At 36.3% G+C, this 20,674-nt stretch carries 25 protein-coding genes; 22 read left to right on the top strand and 3 right to left on the bottom strand.

All coding sequences use genetic code 11. The annotated features are described in order from the left end of the window. Positions 1-780: 780 nt before the first annotated feature. The 4 genes from xerC to codY are packed head-to-tail and all read left to right on the top strand — an operon-like array spanning position 781 to position 4,479. Positions 781-1,689, top strand: coding sequence for a tyrosine recombinase XerC (gene xerC / locus KQI21_RS13525; RefSeq protein ID WP_216484702.1), 909 nt, complete (start codon positions 781-783; stop codon positions 1,687-1,689). 23 nt (positions 1,690-1,712) lie between these two features. Then, complete coding sequence (gene hslV, locus KQI21_RS13520) at positions 1,713-2,258, top strand: ATP-dependent protease subunit HslV (RefSeq protein ID WP_216484701.1); 546 nt, start codon at positions 1,713-1,715, stop codon at positions 2,256-2,258. Between the two features lie 18 nt (positions 2,259-2,276). Further along, positions 2,277-3,674, top strand: a complete 1,398-nt coding sequence (hslU, locus tag KQI21_RS13515; protein ID WP_216484700.1) for an ATP-dependent protease ATPase subunit HslU — start codon at positions 2,277-2,279, stop codon at positions 3,672-3,674. Positions 3,675-3,699: 25 nt separating this feature from the next. After that, positions 3,700-4,479, top strand: coding sequence for a GTP-sensing pleiotropic transcriptional regulator CodY (codY, locus tag KQI21_RS13510; RefSeq protein ID WP_216484699.1), 780 nt, complete (start codon positions 3,700-3,702; stop codon positions 4,477-4,479). Between the two features lie 247 nt (positions 4,480-4,726). Here codY and KQI21_RS16950 read toward each other — a convergent pair whose 3' ends face one another. The 3 genes from KQI21_RS16950 to KQI21_RS16545 form a co-directional block, all read right to left on the bottom strand. Next, the gene (locus tag KQI21_RS16950; RefSeq protein ID WP_216484698.1) at positions 4,727-4,891 is read right to left on the bottom strand and encodes a helix-turn-helix domain-containing protein; all 165 of its coding nucleotides are present in this window, start codon (positions 4,889-4,891) and stop codon (positions 4,727-4,729) included. A gap of 418 nt (positions 4,892-5,309) precedes the next feature. Continuing rightward, a complete protein-coding gene (locus KQI21_RS13500) occupies positions 5,310-5,501 on the bottom strand; it encodes a hypothetical protein (protein WP_216484697.1) in 192 nt (63 codons plus the stop codon). 90 nt (positions 5,502-5,591) lie between these two features. Then, on the bottom strand, positions 5,592-5,921 hold the full coding sequence (locus KQI21_RS16545; RefSeq protein WP_216484696.1) for a sugar diacid recognition domain-containing protein: 330 nt from the start codon (positions 5,919-5,921) through the stop codon (positions 5,592-5,594). Between the two features lie 108 nt (positions 5,922-6,029). On the opposite strand from KQI21_RS16545, the gene KQI21_RS13490 reads away from it, so the two are divergent. From KQI21_RS13490 to fliY, 18 genes are all read left to right on the top strand, one after another. Then, positions 6,030-6,434, top strand: coding sequence for an SLC5/6 family protein (locus KQI21_RS13490; protein WP_216484695.1), 405 nt, complete (start codon positions 6,030-6,032; stop codon positions 6,432-6,434). 1,194 nt (positions 6,435-7,628) lie between these two features. Next, positions 7,629-8,024 carry a flagellar basal body rod protein FlgB gene (flgB, locus tag KQI21_RS13485; RefSeq protein ID WP_216484694.1) on the top strand — a complete coding sequence of 132 codons (396 nt, stop codon included), beginning with the start codon at positions 7,629-7,631 and terminating at the stop codon, positions 8,022-8,024. Position 8,025: 1 nt separating this feature from the next. Further along, on the top strand, positions 8,026-8,475 hold the full coding sequence (flgC, locus tag KQI21_RS13480; RefSeq protein ID WP_216484693.1) for a flagellar basal body rod protein FlgC: 450 nt from the start codon (positions 8,026-8,028) through the stop codon (positions 8,473-8,475). A 142-nt stretch (positions 8,476-8,617) separates the two neighbouring features. Continuing rightward, positions 8,618-8,884, top strand: coding sequence for a flagellar hook-basal body complex protein FliE (gene fliE, locus KQI21_RS13475; protein WP_253291489.1), 267 nt, complete (start codon positions 8,618-8,620; stop codon positions 8,882-8,884). 51 nt (positions 8,885-8,935) lie between these two features. Beyond that, positions 8,936-10,540 (top strand): flagellar basal-body MS-ring/collar protein FliF, encoded by a 1,605-nt coding sequence (gene fliF, locus KQI21_RS13470; protein WP_216484691.1) that lies wholly within the window; start codon positions 8,936-8,938, stop codon positions 10,538-10,540. Between the two features lie 12 nt (positions 10,541-10,552). Further along, positions 10,553-11,566: a flagellar motor switch protein FliG gene (gene fliG, locus KQI21_RS13465; RefSeq protein WP_216484690.1), complete on the top strand. Its 1,014-nt coding sequence runs from the start codon at positions 10,553-10,555 to the stop codon at positions 11,564-11,566. Further along, a complete protein-coding gene (gene fliH / locus KQI21_RS13460; RefSeq protein ID WP_216484689.1) occupies positions 11,559-12,317 on the top strand; it encodes a flagellar assembly protein FliH in 759 nt (252 codons plus the stop codon). The genes fliG and fliH overlap by 8 nt, the downstream gene beginning before the upstream one ends. Next, positions 12,314-13,633 carry a flagellar protein export ATPase FliI gene (gene fliI / locus KQI21_RS13455; protein WP_216484688.1) on the top strand — a complete coding sequence of 440 codons (1,320 nt, stop codon included), beginning with the start codon at positions 12,314-12,316 and terminating at the stop codon, positions 13,631-13,633. Before fliH ends, fliI begins: the two co-directional genes overlap by 4 nt. After that, complete coding sequence (gene fliJ / locus KQI21_RS13450; RefSeq protein WP_216484687.1) at positions 13,633-14,079, top strand: flagellar export protein FliJ; 447 nt, start codon at positions 13,633-13,635, stop codon at positions 14,077-14,079. Before fliI ends, fliJ begins: the two co-directional genes overlap by 1 nt. Before the next feature lie 5 nt (positions 14,080-14,084). After that, positions 14,085-14,696, top strand: coding sequence for a MotE family protein (locus tag KQI21_RS13445; RefSeq protein WP_216484686.1), 612 nt, complete (start codon positions 14,085-14,087; stop codon positions 14,694-14,696). A 37-nt stretch (positions 14,697-14,733) separates the two neighbouring features. Beyond that, positions 14,734-16,065 carry a flagellar hook-length control protein FliK gene (locus tag KQI21_RS13440; RefSeq protein ID WP_216484685.1) on the top strand — a complete coding sequence of 444 codons (1,332 nt, stop codon included), beginning with the start codon at positions 14,734-14,736 and terminating at the stop codon, positions 16,063-16,065. Between the two features lie 15 nt (positions 16,066-16,080). After that, positions 16,081-16,572 (top strand): flagellar hook assembly protein FlgD, encoded by a 492-nt coding sequence (flgD, locus tag KQI21_RS13435; protein WP_216484684.1) that lies wholly within the window; start codon positions 16,081-16,083, stop codon positions 16,570-16,572. Beyond that, positions 16,573-16,965 (top strand): TIGR02530 family flagellar biosynthesis protein, encoded by a 393-nt coding sequence (locus tag KQI21_RS13430; protein WP_216484683.1) that lies wholly within the window; start codon positions 16,573-16,575, stop codon positions 16,963-16,965. A 78-nt stretch (positions 16,966-17,043) separates the two neighbouring features. Next, a complete protein-coding gene (flgG, locus tag KQI21_RS13425) occupies positions 17,044-17,835 on the top strand; it encodes a flagellar basal body rod protein FlgG (protein WP_216484682.1) in 792 nt (263 codons plus the stop codon). 45 nt (positions 17,836-17,880) lie between these two features. After that, positions 17,881-18,099 carry a flagellar FlbD family protein gene (locus KQI21_RS13420; RefSeq protein ID WP_216484681.1) on the top strand — a complete coding sequence of 73 codons (219 nt, stop codon included), beginning with the start codon at positions 17,881-17,883 and terminating at the stop codon, positions 18,097-18,099. Next, positions 18,092-18,511: a flagellar basal body-associated protein FliL gene (gene fliL, locus KQI21_RS13415; protein WP_216484680.1), complete on the top strand. Its 420-nt coding sequence runs from the start codon at positions 18,092-18,094 to the stop codon at positions 18,509-18,511. Before KQI21_RS13420 ends, fliL begins: the two co-directional genes overlap by 8 nt. A gap of 39 nt (positions 18,512-18,550) precedes the next feature. Beyond that, complete coding sequence (gene fliM / locus KQI21_RS13410) at positions 18,551-19,549, top strand: flagellar motor switch protein FliM (protein ID WP_216484679.1); 999 nt, start codon at positions 18,551-18,553, stop codon at positions 19,547-19,549. Beyond that, on the top strand, positions 19,539-20,660 hold the full coding sequence (gene fliY / locus KQI21_RS13405) for a flagellar motor switch phosphatase FliY (protein ID WP_216484678.1): 1,122 nt from the start codon (positions 19,539-19,541) through the stop codon (positions 20,658-20,660). Before fliM ends, fliY begins: the two co-directional genes overlap by 11 nt. The last annotated feature ends 14 nt before the right edge of the window (positions 20,661-20,674 follow it).

Genomic DNA, 20,674 nt, shown 5'->3' with positions numbered 1-20,674 from the left:
CTAAATGCCCGATTCGTTCAACTAACATTCAGTAGAAGATGGACGAAAACTCCTACTGAATGAAGTTTCACTTTATCCTATTTTAATTCAGGGAAGAAAGTCTATTGAATGAAGTATTTTTTCTATTTATGGTGTAAGCGAAGCAACTTCGACCTTATTGAAACATGCAGAAAGTTTGAAAAAATTAAAGCGGGTATACATAGTCATCTTTATTCAAAAACAGTCCTATGTTCATAGAACAAACCTATGTCAAAAGTGTTTTTTCTTTTTTGATTTAAATTTATGCTCAAAAAGCGATTTTTGGCAATGAATAATGTAGAATAAACTTTTTACATTATATCAGCGTGAAAAAAGAAGAAAGTACAAAAAGTAGTTGTTTTTAACGAAAGCATTTATATGGATAAAAAGCTGTATTAAGCAACAATTCAATTAGTTTTCAATTATTAAATACAATTTGTTGACTAATTAGTTGGAAACATATATAATTACGCATTGGTAAGGGCATCTACTTGACACTTGTTATGTCTTGTACAGTGAACTTGCTTAGTTAAAAAATAGCATAGAGTGCTTTTTGCTTTTATAATTGACTTCCAGGAGCGATAATCAATGAACCTCTGCGTCTATACGTTTGATTTTTCACAAGCATAAGCAGAAAGGAGAAAGCAAGCAAAAAACATGGAAAGTGAAGCTGATTCTGAATTTTGTTACAATTTAGTTAAATTTATTGCGAAACAATAATTTCTATGTTATGCTTTAGTCGCTGCTTAATGGGGTGAAAATTTGAATAATTTCAGGAACTATTGGCAATCCTTTAAGGAGTACTTACAAATAGAAAAAAATGCTTCACCATATACTGTTAAATATTATCTGAATGATCTGGAATTGTTTTTTGACTTCTTGGCTTCGGAAGCTGTGAATGATCTTCGTGAAGTAGATGAACGCGTTGTACGTGTATTTCTTAATACGTTGTACAATCGAAAGCTTAGCAGAAGATCTGTTTCTAGGAAAATCTCTGCATTAAGAACGTTTTTTAAATTTTTGGAACGAGAAGAGATAGTAATAGGCAATCCATTTACATTGATTCGGTTACCAAAAACAGAAAGCCCTATACCGGGGTTTTTGTATGCTGAAGAGCTGGAAAAACTATTTGAAGTCAACGATTTAACAGATCCATTAGGACAACGAGATCAAGCAATATTGGAATTGCTTTATGCAACGGGAATGCGTGTTAGTGAATGTCAGCAATTAGTTCTTGATAACATTGATTTCACGATTGGTACCGTGTTTGTAACGGGAAAAGGCAGAAAAGAGCGCTACATCCCGTATGGTAAATTTGCGGAAATTGCTTTGGAAACGTACATACAGGATGGTAGAAAGCTGTTGTTAGCTAAAGCTAAACAGCCAACTAATGCATTATTCCTGAATCATTGCGGTTCCCCATTGACAGACAGAGGAATCAGGGATGTATTAAACAGAGTGGTAAAAAAAGCGGCTCTAACTGTGAATGTACATCCGCATAAATTACGCCATACATTTGCTACACATCTCTTAAATGAAGGTGCTGATTTACGCAGTGTTCAAGAATTATTAGGTCACGAAAATTTGTCAACAACACAAATATATACTCATGTGACGAAAGATCATTTGCGGCGCGTCTATATGAAAAGTCATCCAAGAGCAAATGATTAATTTTAATTGAAGAGGTGAGAGGCGTGACGAATGGTTTTCATGCCACAACAATATTTGCCGTTAAGCATAATGGCCAATGTGCCATGAGTGGTGATGGTCAAGTAACAATGGGAAATGCGGTTGTCATGAAGCATAAAGCAAAAAAAGTCCGAAAATTATTTAAGGGGCAAGTGTTAGCAGGATTTGCTGGATCTGTTGCAGATGCATTTACACTTTTTGAGAAGTTTGAAGGGAAACTGGAGACATATAACGGCAATCTTGCAAGAGCCGCTGTAGAACTTGCAAAAGAGTGGCGCAGTGATAAAGTTTTAAGAAAGCTGGAAGCTATGTTGATAGTCATGAATAGAGAGAATATGTTTTTAGTTTCTGGTACTGGTGAAGTGATTGAACCTGATGATGGAATTTTAGCAATTGGCTCTGGAGGAAATTATGCACTCAGCGCAGGCCGAGCATTGGTTAGATATTCAACGGAGTTAACGGCTAAAGAGATCGCACAAGCTGCCTTAAATATTGCCGGAGAAATATGTGTGTATACGAACAATCATATTACACTCGAGGTGCTTGATTAAAGGAGGCCTTTTGGAAGTATGGGAATTGACTACACACCCAAACAAATTGTGGAACAATTGGATAAATATATTATTGGGCAAAAAAGTGCTAAACGCTCGGTAGCTGTAGCACTGAGAAACAGGTACAGGAGAATGCAGCTTGAAGACAGTCTAAAAGAGGAAATTGTTCCTAAGAATATATTGATGATCGGTCCGACTGGTGTAGGAAAAACAGAAATAGCTAGAAGATTAGCTAAGCTAGTAGGTGCACCATTTGTAAAAGTAGAGGCGACCAAATTTACTGAGGTAGGTTATGTTGGCCGAGATGTCGAATCAATGATTCGTGACTTAGTAGAAATGTCTTTACGTATGGTAAAAGAAGAAAAAATGAAAAAAGTTTTAGATAAAGCAGAAAAGGAAGCAAATAAGCAACTAGTTAAACTTTTAGTTCCGCAGGCAAAAACAGAAAATCAGACAAAAAACCCGTTTGAAATGTTATTTTCTTCACAGTCAACGAATAACACGGATGATGATAAGTCGTCTGCAAAAAATGAAGAAATTCGTAATAAGCGAAAGCGCGTAGAGCATCAATTAGCTTTAGGAGAATTAGAGGATCATCTTGTATCTGTAGAAATAGAAGAACAGGCTCCATCTATGTTCGATATGTTACAAGGATCCGGTATGGAGCAGATGGGCATGAACATGCAGGATGCATTAAGTCAGTTTATGCCAAAAAGAAAAAAGAAACGCAAATTACCAGTATCGGAAGCAAGAAAAGTATTAACTCAACAGGAAGCTGCCAAGCTTGTTGATATGGAAGAAGCCGTTCAGGAGGCTATTCAACGGGCAGAACAGGCTGGTATTGTATTTATTGATGAAATTGATAAAGTAGCAGGCAAGCAAGAACAATCTGCTAATGTATCAAGAGAAGGGGTTCAACGAGATATTTTACCGATCATTGAAGGTTCTACTGTTGTTACAAAGCATGGTCCAGTAAAAACAGATCATATATTATTTATTGCAGCCGGTGCTTTTCATATGTCGAAACCTTCTGATCTGATTCCTGAACTCCAAGGAAGATTCCCGATTCGTGTTGAATTGGAAAAGCTCTCTACAGATGATTTCAAACGTATACTCAAAGAGCCATCTAACGCTTTATTAAAGCAATATACAGCTTTATTGAAAACAGAAGGTATAAATATAGTTTTTACAGACGAAGCTGTAGATAGACTAGCTGAAATAGCTTATGAAGTAAATCAAGAAATGGATAATATAGGAGCTAGAAGACTTCATACTATTTTAGAAAAATTGCTGGAGGATCTTTCCTTTGAAGCACCAGAAATTAATATGGATACAATCGAAATAACTCCAGCTTACGTTGACGAAAAACTCAGGGCTATCGCTAAAAATAAAGATTTAAGCCAATATATACTATAAACTAAAGATCGAATGGAGGATCATTATGGAACTATTAAATCGTGCAAGAAAAATTAACGCAATGCTACAAAAATTTGGAGGAAAATCAGTTGACTTTAATGATATGTCTGCATCTTTACGTGATGTAATAAAAGGAAATGTATATATTTTAAGCAGACGTGGAAAGCTTTTGGGGTTTGCTATTAATCAAGAAATTGAAAATGAAAGAATGAAAACGATGCTAGAGGAACGTCAATTTCCACAAGAATATACAGAAGGTTTATACAATATTCATGAAACAACGGCTAATTTAGGTATTGATAGCCCACATACTGTTTTTCCTGTAGAAAATCGTGACTTATTCCAAAGCGCTTTAACAACGATTGTACCAATTATTGGTGGAGGAGAAAGATTAGGAACATTAATCCTTGGCCGTCTAAATGGAGAATTTAACGAAGATGATTTATTATTAGCTGAATATGGTGCAACAGTAGTAGGAATGGAAATCCTTCATGAAAAGTCTCAAGAGATTGAAATGGAAGCAAGAAGTAAAGCTGTTGTACAAATGGCAATTAGCTCTCTATCATATAGTGAATTAGAAGCAATTGACCATATTTTTGAAGAACTTGATGGTAGTGAAGGATTACTCGTAGCAAGTAAAATTGCTGATCGAGTTGGAATTACAAGATCTGTTATTGTTAATGCGTTAAGAAAGCTAGAAAGTGCTGGTGTTATCGAGTCCCGTTCGTTAGGAATGAAAGGAACATACATCAAAGTACTAAATCACAACTTCCTTGTAGAATTAGAAAAATTACGTTCAAGATAAGATTATAAAACCAGAGCACATTGCTCTGGTTTTATAATTGATAAAGAGATCCTTTCTAGCTAATAAAGATAAAGCTTAGTATTATCCCGTATCTGGGTCGTGAGACTTCCATTTCAAAAGTTATAGAGAGAACGAAAAAAGTTGAAGTGGGAGATAATAGTACCTAAATGCTCGATTTGTCCGGAGAGGGATTTCCTTCTTTATATGCAGAAAATTTTATTAAGGCAGTTTATAGTAATAAACAATGTTAGAAGTTCCGTGTGTTTAATCGCGCTAATTTTTCTATCTTATGGAGCCGGTAAATGAGCGTATTCCGATGGATAAACAGCTGTTTGTCCGTATATGTTATATTCATATTACAATCAAAATAAATAATAAAATTACGCCTTAATTCCTCATATAATTCATCCATGATCAATTTTGCCAAACGTTTTTTAACATAGCTGCAAACGTTGAATCAATCCGTTCTGGAAACATTGCTAGTAAAGTAGACCATGAATAGAAATCAAAAATTTACGATCGTAATTTATGCTTTTTGACAAAACTTAGCAAATGTTTGGCTTGATGATAGGATGTGTTTACCTGTAAAAGAGAATCACAAATGGTACCGCTAATGATGAGTGGTTGAAGATTATCTATTGATTGCATACTTTTAGGAAGGCAGCTGATTCATGCCTAAAGCATTCCATAGCCTAATATTCATCTTCTGATTTTAAAACGGCCTTTAGAATAATTAATTTTTAATCACTTAGATAAGCACATTTTTTATAAACATGTCACGCGCCGTCGTTAAAAGAATACTTCTTAAAGAACCAAAAGAATAATTTTGTTTACTGCAAAAAGACATTTGACAGCCAGTAAAAAATCAATGATGATGCAATAATATTTTGTACACATTCATATAGAGACGTTGAGCAATACTGTTTAATTCGTATTGGATCAGCAAATTTACTTAATAGCAGATAGTTTATAAATGATTCAAGGATGTTTTCTTCTAATTCATCAACTTGTTCAATAACCACTTCTTTTCACATTATTTCAATATACTTCTTGACTAATTTAGCATATCATTACTTCTTTAGGGGTACCGATAATCCCTAATACAACTTTTGTTAGTTATTAAATACAAGGGGAACAGCTACTTCGGGGAGAACGTTTTTCTCATTAAGAATATCTTTCTCTTCATAGATGACAAAATCATTTTTTAAAATTACGTCTTTTGACGCACGATGAAAAGCCCCTACACGTCTATAATTAGAATCGCCAATAATTTTGCCATTCACATCAGTTAAACTAGGTATTTCAGTTATTTCTTTTGATACGCTGATTGCTTTTTTATCAGGATTAGTTATTTTTCCTGTATTATTTGCATTTCTAATTGCACCAGATTCAGGACAAGGCTTATTATTTATCCCGCATGTAAGGTGCCGTAAGACTCCCACTTTAAGACCTGAGTTGATACAAAAGGGTCTAAGTGGGAGAAAACGGCACCTAAATGCCCGATTCGTTCAACTAACATTCAGTAGGAGATGGAAGAAAACTCCTACTGAATGAAGTTTCACTTTATTGCAATTCCAAATCTTTTAAATCGAATGCCAGAGGGAATAAATTTCGGGTTGGTTTTTTTTATATTAGTTGCGATAGCAGTGTTAACAACAGGTGTCGGACTGATAGAGACGATAACGGTAAATATTACCGAATTTTTTAAAATTGGCAGAAAGAAAAGTGTTTGGTTTGTACTCTGCATGATGGTCCTTCTTACTGCATCATCCATTTTATCTTATGGATCATGGAAAACAATTGAATTTTTTGGTATGCGTATTTTTGAATTTATTGACCATGTTTCTAGTAATATACTCTTAACGATATGCGGATTATTGATTTCCTGTATGTTATTTTTCATTGGAAATTTGATCAATTTCAAATGGATCTTAATGTGGGTACAACTACGCTGAGAATTACATCCATTTGGAAACCTGTTATTTACTTTGTTATCCTATTGGAATTTTAATGATATTAATTTATGGACTCATGTAAAATCAATTACAGCTTTCAATATTCTGTTTAGTATTTTAATATGTTATACAGCCAGCAAAGTATTCATCTATGGTTGAAAATAATATACCCTTGATGTGAATTAAAATCTCCTAAGAATAGGTTTTGATCATACTAAGGGTAATCGTCATTTTACAGACTTTGTCATGAGGGGTTAAAAAACTTATGGAAAATATAACTTAGTGTAGTAACGGCGTTTAAATGTTCGATTTATGCACAGTCACAGGGCGGGGAAAGTTTTTTTGAATAAACATCGGGATTTTTTCAAGGACAAGAGGATACGACAGCTATACATCACGCTTTTTCAAGGAGAAGTAAAGTTCTCTTGAATAGGCATCGTACAGAGAAAAAGTGTTTTTTAGGGACAAGGAAAACCTCGATGCAATACATTGCAACTTAGCCGATATTAAGCTATTTATTTTCTTTTTGAAGAAATAAAGGTAAGTATTTTAAATGATAGTTTAAGTTTTTGTAAAGCAATATTTTTTCCGGTATATATAGGGCTTTAATACCTATTATTTAAATTAATCTTTTTGTGATTCGAAAGTCCTTTTATCTTTTATGAAATTAGGTATTTTCTCATACATGTTATTATTCGTGAAGAAAAAGGTGATTGTTGTTGACTAGTCTGATTTCAAACATATTCCATTTCATCTATATGAACAGTAAACATGCAATGAACAGACAACTAATTACTTAGATAGAAAGCAGTTAAAAGTAGAAATTTGTTCACTTTTCATCTTAAAATAAAAGAAAATTATATAATAAAGGCATAGTGAATGAATAAAGCAGGACTTTTTTTACATGGCATAAGAACTATAAATAACTATAAAAATCTGTATTTTTTTAAAATTCGACATCTAAACATATCAAAATAGAATGTTACAAAATAAAAATGTATTAAAAAAGTAAATCCGGGCAATGATGTAGTAAAAAAAGACTAGTAAAAAATGACTATCTTTTGTTTTTTTGATGAAAAATGTCGGAAACCGATAGACTTTAGTGGAAATATGACTTAAACTATTCGTAGATAAAAATGATACTTTATGACTGTTCAGAAAAATAGTGTTAGTACTTTTTTAGGAGTGGATAATATGAATTTGTTTGGTGGAACAATTCAGTCATTGGAAAATTCAATGAATTATGCTTCCGCAAAAAACCGAGCTATTTCTACAAATGTAGCAAATTGGGATACGCCAAACTACAAAGCAAAAGATGTGCAATTTAAGAATGTTTTAGCAAATGAATTAGCAAAGCCGCTAGAAGCTAAGCGAACGCATCACAAGCATCTAGTATTTACAAATGATCCGATTAATGGATATCGGACTGTGACGAAACATAGCACTTCCTATCAGCATAATGGTAATAATGTCGATGTCGACAAGGAAATGGCTGATTTAGCAGAAAATCAGATTTATTATCAGGCACTCGTAGACCGGATAAATGGGAAGTTCAGTAGTTTACAAACTGTATTGAGGGGAGGAAGGTAACATGACGATGTTCAACGCGATCCATTCCAGCGCAAGTGCATTAACAGCTCAACGACTTCGCATGGATGTTATTTCCTCTAATATCGCAAATGCACAAACAACAAGAGCCACTATCAATGACGCTGGTGAAGTAGAGCCATATCGTAGGAAAATGGTAACCATGCAACCGCAAGCAAATTCATTTCAATCGTTTTTACATAAAGCTATAGGAAATCATTCTTCTAATGGAGTTAAAGTAACTGGAATAGTAGAAGATGAAAGCCCATTTAAGCAAATGTATAATCCTGAGCATCCTGATGCGAATGCCGATGGGTACGTTCAAATACCAAATGTAGATCCGTTAAAGGAAATGGTAGATTTAATGAGCGCAACTAGATCCTACGAAGCAAATATAACTTCATTAAATGCAAGTAAGTCCATGTTAATGAAAGCATTGGAAATCGGTAAATAACACAAGTATGATTTATTCTGCCATTTTACAACTATTGTAAGGTTAATAAGATATATCGGGAGAAAATGAAATTATTTATTAGCAAAAGGAGTGACTTGTAATGATCCAATCGATCGGAAACCAAACACAGCAGCTGACAAAGATGGCACCATTTGAGGAAAAGTCAGTACGATCACCTGGCGAAGCTCAAGCAAATTTTGCAGATACATTAAAAAAAGCTATTGCTAATGTTAATGAATCTCAAGTAGCTTCAGATAAAAAAACAGAAGCACTGGTCAATGGAAACGTTGATGACTTACACAATGTAATGATTACAGCGCAAAAATCCAGCATTACACTAGAAGCAACTGTACAAATCCAGAAAAAAGTAGTAGATGCTTATAAAGAAATTATGAGCATGCAAGTGTAAAACATGACAAAAAAATAGACTAATTATTACAGCACGTTGGTGGGGGAACTTATGAAAGAGAAAATGATAAATTGGAAAAACACTACTGCGGCTTTCTGGAACAATCGTACTAAAGCGCAAAGGTTAATATTTATTGGTTCCGTCGTTATTATTATTCTTTTAATTATAGCTATCTTATTTTTTACAACGAGATCGAAGTATGTTCCATTATATAATAATTTATCTGTACAGGAAGTGGGACAAATTAAAGAAGAACTGGACGCTAGAGGGGTACCATATGAATTAGAAGGTGGAGGTAAGGAAATTAAAGTACCTGAAGAGCAAGCAGACAGCTTGCTGGTTGATCTAGCGGCACAAGGAATACCAAATAGCGGAAATATTGACTACTCCTTTTTTAGCGAGAATGCGTCATGGGGTGTTACCGAAAACGAATTTAATGTTATGAAACTGGATGCGATGCAAACAGAGTTAGCTAATTTAATCAAAGGAATAGATGGTATTCAAGATGCTAAAGTTATGATTAATATGCCAGAGGAACCAGTATTTGTTAAAGATGCTGAACAGGAAGCGAGCGCTTCAATTGTCATTAATACGGAGCCTGGTTATAACTTTGAAGGTGGACAAATTAATGCACTCTACCACTTAGTTTCTAAAGCTGTACCAAATTTACCGGCAGAAAATATTGCGATAACGAATCAATATTTTGAAAGTTTCGAGCAAACTGACGCAAAAGGTTCAGGAAATGTAAAAGATGCTTATACATATCAGCAATCCGTTAAAAAAGATATTGAAAAAGACATTCAGAAGCGATTACAGCAATTGCTTGGAGCTATGGTAGGTTCAGGTAATGTTATCGTGTCTGTTACATCCGATATTGACTTTACACAAGAAAATCGAACCGAGGACCTTGTTGAACCAGTTGATTTGGAAAATATGGAAGGATTGCCCGTCAGCATAGAAACCATTAAGGAAACATATGAAGGAGCCGGAGCAGCTGCAGGTGGAGTCGTCGGTACTGGAGACGAGGATGTTGCTAACTATCAAGCGACTGATGAAGACGGTGACGGCGAATATGAAATGACAAAAGAGACCATTAATAATGAATTTAATAAAATTAGAAAAAACATCGTCGAAAGTCCATATAAAGTTCGAGATTTAGGTATTCAAGTTGCTGTGAATCAGGTGAAGTCAGCGGATGGAAAAGACGTTGAATATTTAACACAACAAGAAGAGATGGAAGTTGAAGATGGAATTAATTCGATTATCAATTCAATTATTACTACTTCTATTGATGGTGAATATGTTGAAGATGTCGATCCAGAAGAAAATGTATCGATTGTGTTCCAGGAATTCAGCGGAACGGATTCAACACCTGCTTCCAAGGGGCCAGCGATACCAACATGGCTTTATGTTGTAGGTGGCATCTTGTTACTGGCAATTATCGGATTAATCGTTTACTTCTTGCGTAAACGAAAAGAAGATGAGGACGAGGAAGATGAAGAAATTTATACAGCACAATCCCAGTTAGAAGTTCCAGATTTTCCGGAGAAAGAGAAATCGGAAGCAACGATACGCAAAAAGCAATTAGAGAAGATTGCAAAAGAAAAACCAGAAGATTTTGCGAAACTATTGAGAAGCTGGATTGGAGAGGAATAGGGGGTAATAACATTGGCAAGACAAAAAGGATTACTTACTGGAAAACAAAAAGCTGCAATACTATTAATCTCCTTAGGTCCAGATGTATCAGCGCAAGTCTATAAACACTTAACGGAAGAGGAGATCGAAAAACTCAGTCTGGAAATCTCTTCAGTAAAAAAGGTGGATAATCAGCTAAAAGAAGATGTAATTGAACAATTTCATCAAATTGCCCAGGCGCAAGATTATATAGCTCAAGGCGGAATCGGCTATGCCAAAACAGTCTTAGAAAAGGCTTTTGGCAAACAAGAGGCTACTAATATTATTAATCGTCTTACATCCACTTTACAGGTTAGACCATTTGATTTTGCCCGGAGAGCTGATCCACAGCAAGTATTTAATTTTATACAAGGAGAACATCCACAGACAATTGCTCTCGTACTTTCCTATTTAGATCCAGAACAGGCCGGGCAGATTTTATCTGCTTTACCACAGGAAATGCAGGCAGATGTTGCGAAGCGGATTGCCACGATGGATTCGACATCACCAGAAATTATTTCTCAGGTCGAACAAGTACTGGAAAAAAATATTTCCGCTTCCTTCACCGAGGATTATACACAAACTGGTGGTATTCAGGCTGTGGTAGAAGTATTAAATGGAGTTGACAGAAGCACGGAACGAACAATTTTAGATTCTCTTGAAATCCAAGATCCGGAATTAGCTGAGGAGATAAAGAAACGGATGTTCGTATTCGAAGATATTGTTATTTTGGATAACAGAGCTATTCAACGGGTAGTTCGGGAAGTGGAAAATGAAGATCTTCGTCTAGCATTGAAAGTAGCAAGTGATGAAGTGAAAGACATTGTATTTAAGAATATGTCACAGCGGATGGCTGAGACCGTTAAAGAAGAGATGGAATATATGGGGCCTGTTCGCTTGCGTGATGTGGAAGAAGCACAAACAAGAATTGTTGCTACTATTCGCAGATTAGAGGATGTCGGTGAAATCGTCATAGCACGAGGTGGAGGTGATGATATCATTGTCTAATTTGTATACGGCAAATGAACGAAAACAAATTAAAATTAAAACAATCAAGCCTTTACAAACACAAATAGAAGAGCAAGCATCCTCTAATCAGTCTTTAATGAAGCGTGAACAGCTTGGAGGCGAGCTAAAAAAACAACAGCAGGAACTAGCCGCCTTGGAACTAAAGCGTAAAAAGCTTCTTGAACAAATAGAAACTGAAGTTCAAGCAGAAAAAGAAGCGTGGCAAACGGAAAAAATGAAATATATCGAAGCAGCAAAACAAGAAGGGTTTAAGGCAGGTTTTTCTCAAGGGAAATCAGAAAGTCTTACTAAATATAAAGAATACTTAGTAAAAGCTAACCAAATTGTTGAGACTGCAAAACGTGACTATCATGCAATTATAGAACAACATGTTGATGCGATTTTAGAAATTGCAGTACAAACCGCTGAAAAAATCATCCAACAAAAGCTCAAGGATGATCCAGAAGTGTTTCTTTCGATCATTAAAGCCGCAATTAAGGAGCTGAATGATCAATCAGAGGTTGCTATTTATCTGCATCCGAATCAATATGCTTTTGTCGTTCAACATAAAGACGAATTAGCATCATTACTGGAGAACAACACAAAGCTTTCCTGTTATGTTTCAGATGAACTAAAGGAGAATGGTTGCATGATTAAGCATCAATTTGGACAAGTTGACGCTAGTATTGACACACAGCTGGAGGAACTTCGCTACATTTTATTAGAAATAGCTGGAGAAAGCAAACAATGAATACAAAAGATTTTTTAACCGCAATTTCAAAAGCAGATACGTATAAACGCTACGGAAAAGTATTACGTGTCGTCGGAATTATGATTGAATCAAAAGGACCTGCAGCAAATATCGGAGAAGTCTGTTATATTCATCCGGCTACCAATCAGGGAGATCCAATTCTTGCAGAAGTAGTAGGGTTTCATCAAGAGAGAATTATACTTATGCCATATGCAGAAGTAATGGAAATTGGTCCTGGGTGCCTTGTGGAGTCAACTGGCAAACCGTTAAGTGTCAAAATTGGTAGGGGGCTGATTGGAAATGTGGTCGATTCCTTGGGGAATCCATTGGAAGGACAGCCACTACCAAAAGGATTAACCAGCTTTCTAACCGATCAGGCGCCTCCTAATCCTATGCTTCGACCACCAATTACGAAACCGTTAGAAGTAGGTATTAAAGTTATTGATAGCTTATTAACTGTTGGCGAGGGACAGCGGATTGGTATTTTTGCCGGCAGTGGTGTTGGGAAAAGTACGCTGCTTGGAATGATTGCTAGAAATAGCGGAGCAGATATCAATGTAATAGCGCTAGTTGGAGAAAGAGGTCGCGAAGTAAGGGAATTTATTGAACAAGATTTAGGTGAAGCAGGACTTAAGAAATCGATTGTAGTTGTTGCAACGTCTGATCAACCTGCTTTAATGCGGATTAAAGGTGCGTATACAGCAACGGCAATTAGTGAGTATTTTCGAGATCAAGGGTATCGCGTTAATTTAATGATGGATTCGGTAACTCGAGTAGCGATGGCACAGAGGGAAATCGGATTAGCAACTGGAGAACCGCCAACTACAAAAGGATACACCCCTTCTGTTTTTGCTACATTACCGAAATTGCTTGAACGTACTGGTACAAATGAAAAGGGAACAATCACTGCATTTTACACGGTGCTTGTTGATGGGGACGATATGAATGAACCTATCGCTGATACCGTTCGTGGTATTCTTGACGGGCACTTTGTAATGGACCGTAAGCTTGCTGAAAGAGGACAATACCCTGCAATAAATGTATTAAAATCAATTAGCCGGGTGATGAACCAAGTTGTTGATCATGACCATATTCAAGTAGCTAATGAAATCCGTTCTCTGATTGCCACGTTTGAAGAGAACCGGGAATTGATTCAAATCGGCGCTTACAAACGGGGAACAGATCAAGGAATTGATCGGGCTATTTCTTATCATCCAGACATAGTATCCTTTTTACAGCAAGGAATTAACGATTACCATCTTTTTCAGGAGTCGGTCGATGCGATGAAAGCTTTACTTAATGGAGGTGGCAAATAGTGTCCGATACGATAGTGTTATCTAAGATTTTACATATTCGAGAAACAGAAAAGAAACACGCTCAAAAGGCCTATCAGCAATCACTTGATTTTTTTGAACAAACTGCCATGGAGCTGTATGAGCTCTTGAAAAAGAAAGAACTGGCTGAAGAAGCATATGAAGAAAACATGCATCAGATAACGACTCTAGAAAAATTAAAAGAGCAATTTAGTTATATTGAAACGCTAAATGCAATGATTATGGCACTTCAAGAAGATGTACAACGAGCTCGAATGGAGATGGAAACAAAGCAATCCGAGTTGAATAACGCTCATATAGAAATGAAAAAGTTTGAAAAGTTAATAGAAAATCGAAGGAATGAAAAAATAGAAGCAATCAAGAAAAACGAAAAAGCAATGATGGATGAAGTAGCTATACATCAATTTCTAAATCGAAAAATTAGGTGACGTGAATGGCTAAGAAAATAGATACGGATAAGAAAAAAATGAATCCCATCCTTTGGTTCCTGTTTGCGATCGTCATTCCAATTAGCATAACAATCGCACTTGTAACTATTATTTTAATGGTCGCCGGAGTGGATGTGACTGGGTGGTTAACGGATAAAGGCAAGGATATTCCTGTCATATCTTCATTCGTTGATACGGAAGATGAAAATAACACGGCTGTTGCAGAAAAACATATGAAATCAAAGCTTGATAAGAAGAATGCTGAAATTGACGAGTTGAAAAAGGAGCTTCAAGATAAAGAAGCGATGTTAGAAAAGCTGGAGCAGGATATCGTTAAACTTGAGAACAAGCAAAAATCTGCTGAAGAAGCTGAAAAAGGGAATAAGACGAACGAAGAGGAAAAGGACACTCAAGGTAATACGATAAAGTCAATGGCCAAATCTTTTAATAGGATGGATGAAGAGCAAGCTGCAAAAATTCTGCAAAACTTAAAAAGAGAAACAGCCTTAGCAATTATTAAAGAACTAAAAGATGATACGCGTGCCAGTGTGTTAGAAGCTATGGATCCTGATACAGCCGCACAATTAACACAACAATTTATTGATACAGAAAACTAAGCTAAGTATCAACTTCACTTAGAAAGGGGGTGAGAGAATGAATGCCATTGCTATGTTATTACAACAGCTTCCAGCAACAATCGGTGAAGAGATGACGAAGCAAGCAAATGCTAAAGAAAGCCTAGCTAATTCACCATTTCAAGAGCTAATGATTCATCATCAAATGCTTTCTGAGACAGGTAATCAGCTTTTCCAAATGGGGGAAGAGCAAATGGATACAGCTGATTTGTTGCCTGTACTTGATGGGAAGACTTTAGTTGCTCAATATGTGAGCAACCTTGTAAGTCCTAATCAGCCTGCAACACTAAGTATTGAGGAACAAACGAATGTTTTGAAAATGTTGGAACAGCCTTTTATTCAACAGTCATTGCTTGATCCAAATAATGAGATATCAGAACATGGTGAGATTCCAGAAGCAGAAAAGCTTTCTGAACAACAAGGAGAAGTAGAAGACGGCGAATTAAATCTGGCTTTCGTGCAACAACAATTAGCTACTATTTTTTCAGATGTAGAAGCGATTCTTGCTCAAGTTCATAGTAAGCAAGACATAACGAAAGTCGCTACGAAACTAATGGAATTACTTAAACAGTGGAATGCAGTTATGAAGAATGCAGAAGCTGTCGTTTCTCCTGAGACAACTGCACGTCTACAGGAAAGTAACACAAAGGAGCACGCAATTTGGCAGAGGCTGGTCCAGGCTTTTCAAAAAAGGGAAAATTTTGCACAAAAACAACCTTATAATAGGGAAGCTAAAGTAAGCAGTGTGGATGTTGCTAAGTGGCTTACAAAAGCTATCGAGACAGTTTCTAAAACAGAACATGCACATATGGGCAATAAAGAAACGATGATAGTAGCAGCAAATAGTTCTTCTGTTCCGTTAGACAAAATGCAACAGCATGTTATCTATTTAAATCCGGGACAACACTCACAGAAGCAAATAGGACAGGAATTGATTCAGCAATTCCAACGGATCATGAAAACGAGTAGGTTTATGAAAATGCCTAATGGTGTAAATCAGCTTCGTATCACACTACGCCCACAGCATTTAGGGGATTTGCTCGTACGATTCACTGAATTAAATGGCGAAATGACCGTTCGTATCCTTGTACAGTCTCAAGCTGCTAAAGATTTACTCGAATCCAATATTCATAAGTTGAGAAATATGTTTTCTCCGCAGCAAGTGGTCATAGAAAGACAAGAAGCACAGTTAACGCAGGGACAACAACTGCAAAAGGATTCAGGGGAAAGTCCGCAACAATTTACAGACCACGAGCAGGATAATCAGCATGAATCAGAGCGTGAGGATACGAATTCCGAAGGGGAGTTCGCTTCGACCTTCCAAGAGATACTACTGAACGAACAAGTGTAGAAGGAGGTGTATATGTTGGCCAAAATTGATCCATCGCTCTATTTACGAAATCAGAAGCAGGAGCGCACACCAAGCCCGGATTTAGGGAAGGATGAATTTCTTAAGATTTTAATGGTACAACTGCAAAATCAAGATCCAACCAATCCAATGGATGATCGTGAGTTTATAGCGCAAATGGCTCAGTTCAGTTCATTAGAACAAATGATGAATATGTCAAAATCCATTGATGCTCTTGTTGAAAGTCAACTTATTTCACCAGTTATTAAATATAGTCACATGTTAGGAAGAGAAGTCACTTACCAAGCGTATGACAAAGAAACAGGGCAAAAAACAGAGATCGTATCCAGTAAAGTAGTAGCTGTAAGCCAAAAGGATGGCTGGGCTATTTTAGAACTGGAAAATGGCGAAAAAATTTATGCAGATGCTGTTTTACAAGTAAATGATCCAGAAGCGAAAAAAGATGACGAACAACCGGAAGATTCGAAAAATGAAGGGAAGAAGAGCTAGATGAATACATTAGATCATCGAATTCTTCAAGCACCTCAGCATCCATCTTTTGTAACTAGAGAAGTAAAGAAAACAAATAAAGAGATAAATAGTTCCTTTAAAGACATATTAGTACAAGAGCAACTGGAACAACGACAGTTAAAAATCAGCAAGCATGCAGTAGCACGTATACAAGAACGAAAGATTGAAATCAATGCAAAACAATGGCAAAGGATTGAAGCTAAATTATCAGAAGCAAAACGAAAAGGAATTAATGATTCACTAGTCTTATTAAGCGATGCAGCATTATTAGTCAATGCAAGAAACAACACAGTTGTAACAGCAATGGATCGTAATGAGGCAGAAGATCGAATTTTTACTAATATTAATGGTGCTATTTTAATCAATGACTAAGGCTGGACCCTTTTTTGGGAGGCCAGAAGCTGTGGAATGACAGATACAGCTAAATAATTTAGAAAAGGGGAAATGGATATGTTACGTTCAATGTACGCAGGAATTTCTGGGATGAGAGGATTTCAAACCAAGCTGGATGTAATTGGTAATAATATCGCAAACGTCAATACAGTTGGGTTTAAAAAGGGAAGAGTTACCTTTCAAGATATGATGAGTCAAACGACATCCGGTGCCCAAGCACCAACAGCTGGACGTGGAGGGGTGAATCCGATTCAAGTTGGTCTAGGATCACAAATAGGTTCGATTGATAATATTCATACCCAAGGCTTCCGGCAATTAAGCAGTCATAACTTAGACCTTCAGTTAGAAGGAAATGGTATGTTTATCTTGGAAGGAAATGGAACAACTTATTATACCCGTGCCGGTAACTTTTACTTAGATGACAATGATCGTATTGTAAATGCTAATGGGTATTATCTGCAAAGTATGGATGGAGGATATATAACTATTCCGGAAGATGCAAAAAGCTTTGATATTTCATCAGATGGAACGGTTACATACATTGCAGCAGATGGGTCTAACCAAGTTGCCGGTCAAATTGCTTTGGCAAATTTCTCCAACCCAAGCGGATTAGAAAAAGCAGGAAGTAATCTTTATTTAATGTCTGAAAATGCTGGTTATAATGGCATAAGTGCTCCTGAAACAGATGGTACAGCAAAAATTATAGCTGGTGCACTTGAAATGTCGAATGTTGATTTATCAGAAGAGTTCACAGAAATGATTACAGCTCAAAGAGGCTTCCAGGCAAACACAAGAATTATTACAACATCGGATGAAATTCTTCAAGAGCTTGTAAACTTAAAACGATAAGTTAGGAGGGAGGGGAGTGCGTCAAAGAGCACTCCCGCCTAAATCATGATTTCATTAACACGGTTAAACGATGAAGAATTTACATTAAATGCTATCCTGATTGAACAAGTTCAGGACTTTCCGGATACGACGATAACATTGATTAATGGGAAGAAATTAGTCGTGAAAAACACCCATTCGGAAGTGCTTGAGCGCGTTTTAGCCTACTACCAGCAAATCGGCATCCAAGTAGTACAAAAGGGGGCAATCAAAGAAGATGAGTAATGTAGTAAAAACAATGATAACTTCAATAGCTGTATTAGCTGTTATAGGCATTGCGGCATTTGTCGTTGTTTGGTATATCAATGGCGACAATAATAATGGAGAAGCTATGTCCATTAAAAAAATAAAGAAATATTCGTATGAAACGCCGGAGATAACAACGGATCTTGAAGATGGAAGCTTTGTGCGTGTTCAATTTCAGATCGTAACGAATGGTAAGGATGCGAAAGAAGAAATTAGTCAGCGTGATTTCCAGCTGAAAAATATCCTTATTAAAGAATTGGCAACAATGAAAGAAGAGGATTTTAAATCCGGGTTAACGGATTTGGAAGAGAAGATTAAAAACAAATTAAATGAACTAATGACTACAGGGAAGGTTACGGATGTGTACACCACTAATAAAATTTTGCAGTAAACAAAATAATAATGAACTCCACATTGGAGGTGATTGTACTTGGTAGAGGAAGTTCTTTCGCAACATGAAATAGATGCACTCTTATCAGCGATATCATCCGGTGAGATGGACGCAGAGGAGTTAAAAAAAGAAGAAAAAGAAAAGAAAGTTCGTGTTTATGATTTTAAACGAGCGTTACGTTTTTCCAAGGATCAAATTCGCAGTATTTCTCGAATTCATGAGAATTATGCTAGATTATTAACAACTTTTTTCTCAGCGAAGTTAAGGACATATGTGAATATTACAGTAGCATCTGTTGATCAAATTCCATACGAAGAATTTATTCGCTCGGTACCGAAAATGACGATTTTAAATACATATAGTGTCCAGCCGTTAGAGGGTAGGATCGTCATGGAAATCAACCCTAATATTGCCTATGCTATGCTTGATCGCACGCTAGGCGGAAAAGGCGTTAGTTTTAATAAAGTAGAGAATTTAACCGAGATTGAGACGATTTTAATGTCGCAGCTTTTTGAAAAAGCGAATGTTAAATTACAGGAAGCATGGTCTTCTATTGTAGATATTGACCCAATACTTGAGGATTTTGAAGTGAATCCGCAATTCCTGCAAATGGTTGCACCGAATGAAACGGTTGTTGTCGTATCATTAAATACCGCAATTGGTGAAGCTAGTGGCATGATTAATATCTGTATACCTCATATTGTGCTGGAACCCATTATTTCGAAACTGTCCGTTCATTATTGGATGGAGACAGCTGGAAAAGAAAGAGATGAAGAAGCTTATCAAAAGCTTTCAAAAAATGTTCAAACAGCAGAAGTGGAAGTAAGAGCTATTTTAGGAGAAGCAACGATAACCATTGATGAGTTCCTAAAACTAAGCAAAGAAGATGTAATAGGTTTGGACAAGGAAATTGATAGTCCATTGACATTCGTAGTAAATAATGAACCAAAATTCCTTGTGCAACCAGGTACATATAAAAATAAACTGTCCGTTCAGATATTAGAGGATGTTAAGGGGGGAAATGAAGATGGGGAATGACGAAAAGCTATCTCAAGATGAGATTGATGCACTTTTAAAAGTAAGTGCAGATGACGAGGAAACTACATCATCTTCAACAAACCAATATTTATCAACGATTGAAGTGGATACGTTAGGTGAAATAGGTAATATTTCGTTTGGCAGCTCAGCAACAACATTATCAACTTTATTAAATCAAAAGGTAGAAATAACGACACCACAGGTTTCTGTGATAGCACAAGAAGAGTTAAAAAACTTTACATTTGAGCCCGTTAGTGTTCAAGTCAATTATTTAGAAGGATTTACCGGAAAGAACGTCTTCGTTATTAAATCAGAGGATGCTGCTATCATTTCTGATATTATGCTTGGCGGCGATGGAACAAATCCAACGGAAGAATTAAATGAAATTCATTTAAGTGCTGTCCAAGAGGCAATGAATCAAATGATGGGGGCAGCTGCAACAAGTATGTCTACGATATTTAATAAGCGTGTAGACATATCACCGCCAACCATTCACATCGAAGATCCCGAACAGGAATCAACCACCATTTTAGGTGAAGATCCATTTGTGAAAGTAGCATTTCAATTAAAGGTTGGTAATTTAATCGATTCAACCATTTTTCAGTTAATGCCAATCGGATTTGCTAAAGATCTGGTCGATCAATTGATGAATGATGAAACAGTTGAAGAGGAGTTAGATGTAGCTTTGAAGGAAGCGGAGGTGCCTATGTTGCAACAAGAAGATCAGCCTGTTGATACAAAGCAAAGAGACGAGCCACAGTTTTTAGGAGATCGTACGATAACGCAACAAAAGAAGGTACAGCAAGCTGATTTTACTCCATTCGAACCTGTTACATTGAATAAGACAAAACAGCGAAACTTGGATATGCTTTTGGATATTCCATTAAAAGTAACTGTGGAGCTTGGGCGTACCAAGCGAACGATTAAGGATATATTAGATTTATCACAAGGATCGATTGTAGAACTGGATAAGTTAGCAGGGGAACCGGTAGATATTTTAGTGAATGAAAAACCGATAGCTATTGGAGAAGTAGTTGTTATTGATGAAAATTTTGGAGTTCGAGTGACAGATATTTTAAGTCCGTCTGACAGGATAAAAAAATTAAAATAAACGATCAGTTCTTA

Origin of the sequence: Virgibacillus proomii (genome assembly GCF_018916875.1) — a bacterium.
GTDB classification, from domain to species: Bacteria; Bacillota; Bacilli; order Bacillales; family Amphibacillaceae; genus Virgibacillus; species Virgibacillus proomii_B.
Note: the sequence above shows the minus strand (reverse complement) of the source record. Positions and strands in the feature narration are given on the sequence as shown.

What these genes read in the sequence shown, in the direction of transcription:
- hslU (WP_216484700.1), top strand. Translation starts at nt 2,277, where the DNA reads ATGGGAATTGACTACACACCCAAACAAATTGTGGAACAATTGGATAAA.
- codY (WP_216484699.1), top strand. Translation starts at nt 3,700, where the DNA reads ATGGAACTATTAAATCGTGCAAGAAAAATTAACGCAATGCTACAAAAA.
- KQI21_RS16950 (WP_216484698.1), bottom strand. Translation starts at nt 4,891, where the DNA reads ATGGATGAATTATATGAGGAATTAAGGCGTAATTTTATTATTTATTTT.
- KQI21_RS13490 (WP_216484695.1), top strand. Translation starts at nt 6,030, where the DNA reads ATGAAGTTTCACTTTATTGCAATTCCAAATCTTTTAAATCGAATGCCA.
- flgB (WP_216484694.1), top strand. Translation starts at nt 7,629, where the DNA reads ATGAATTTGTTTGGTGGAACAATTCAGTCATTGGAAAATTCAATGAAT.
- flgC (WP_216484693.1), top strand. Translation starts at nt 8,026, where the DNA reads ATGACGATGTTCAACGCGATCCATTCCAGCGCAAGTGCATTAACAGCT.
- fliE (WP_253291489.1), top strand. Translation starts at nt 8,618, where the DNA reads ATGGCACCATTTGAGGAAAAGTCAGTACGATCACCTGGCGAAGCTCAA.
- fliF (WP_216484691.1), top strand. Translation starts at nt 8,936, where the DNA reads ATGAAAGAGAAAATGATAAATTGGAAAAACACTACTGCGGCTTTCTGG.
- fliI (WP_216484688.1), top strand. Translation starts at nt 12,314, where the DNA reads ATGAATACAAAAGATTTTTTAACCGCAATTTCAAAAGCAGATACGTAT.
- KQI21_RS13445 (WP_216484686.1), top strand. Translation starts at nt 14,085, where the DNA reads ATGGCTAAGAAAATAGATACGGATAAGAAAAAAATGAATCCCATCCTT.
- KQI21_RS13440 (WP_216484685.1), top strand. Translation starts at nt 14,734, where the DNA reads ATGAATGCCATTGCTATGTTATTACAACAGCTTCCAGCAACAATCGGT.
- KQI21_RS13430 (WP_216484683.1), top strand. Translation starts at nt 16,573, where the DNA reads ATGAATACATTAGATCATCGAATTCTTCAAGCACCTCAGCATCCATCT.
- flgG (WP_216484682.1), top strand. Translation starts at nt 17,044, where the DNA reads ATGTTACGTTCAATGTACGCAGGAATTTCTGGGATGAGAGGATTTCAA.
- KQI21_RS13420 (WP_216484681.1), top strand. Translation starts at nt 17,881, where the DNA reads ATGATTTCATTAACACGGTTAAACGATGAAGAATTTACATTAAATGCT.
- fliL (WP_216484680.1), top strand. Translation starts at nt 18,092, where the DNA reads ATGAGTAATGTAGTAAAAACAATGATAACTTCAATAGCTGTATTAGCT.
- fliY (WP_216484678.1), top strand. Translation starts at nt 19,539, where the DNA reads ATGGGGAATGACGAAAAGCTATCTCAAGATGAGATTGATGCACTTTTA.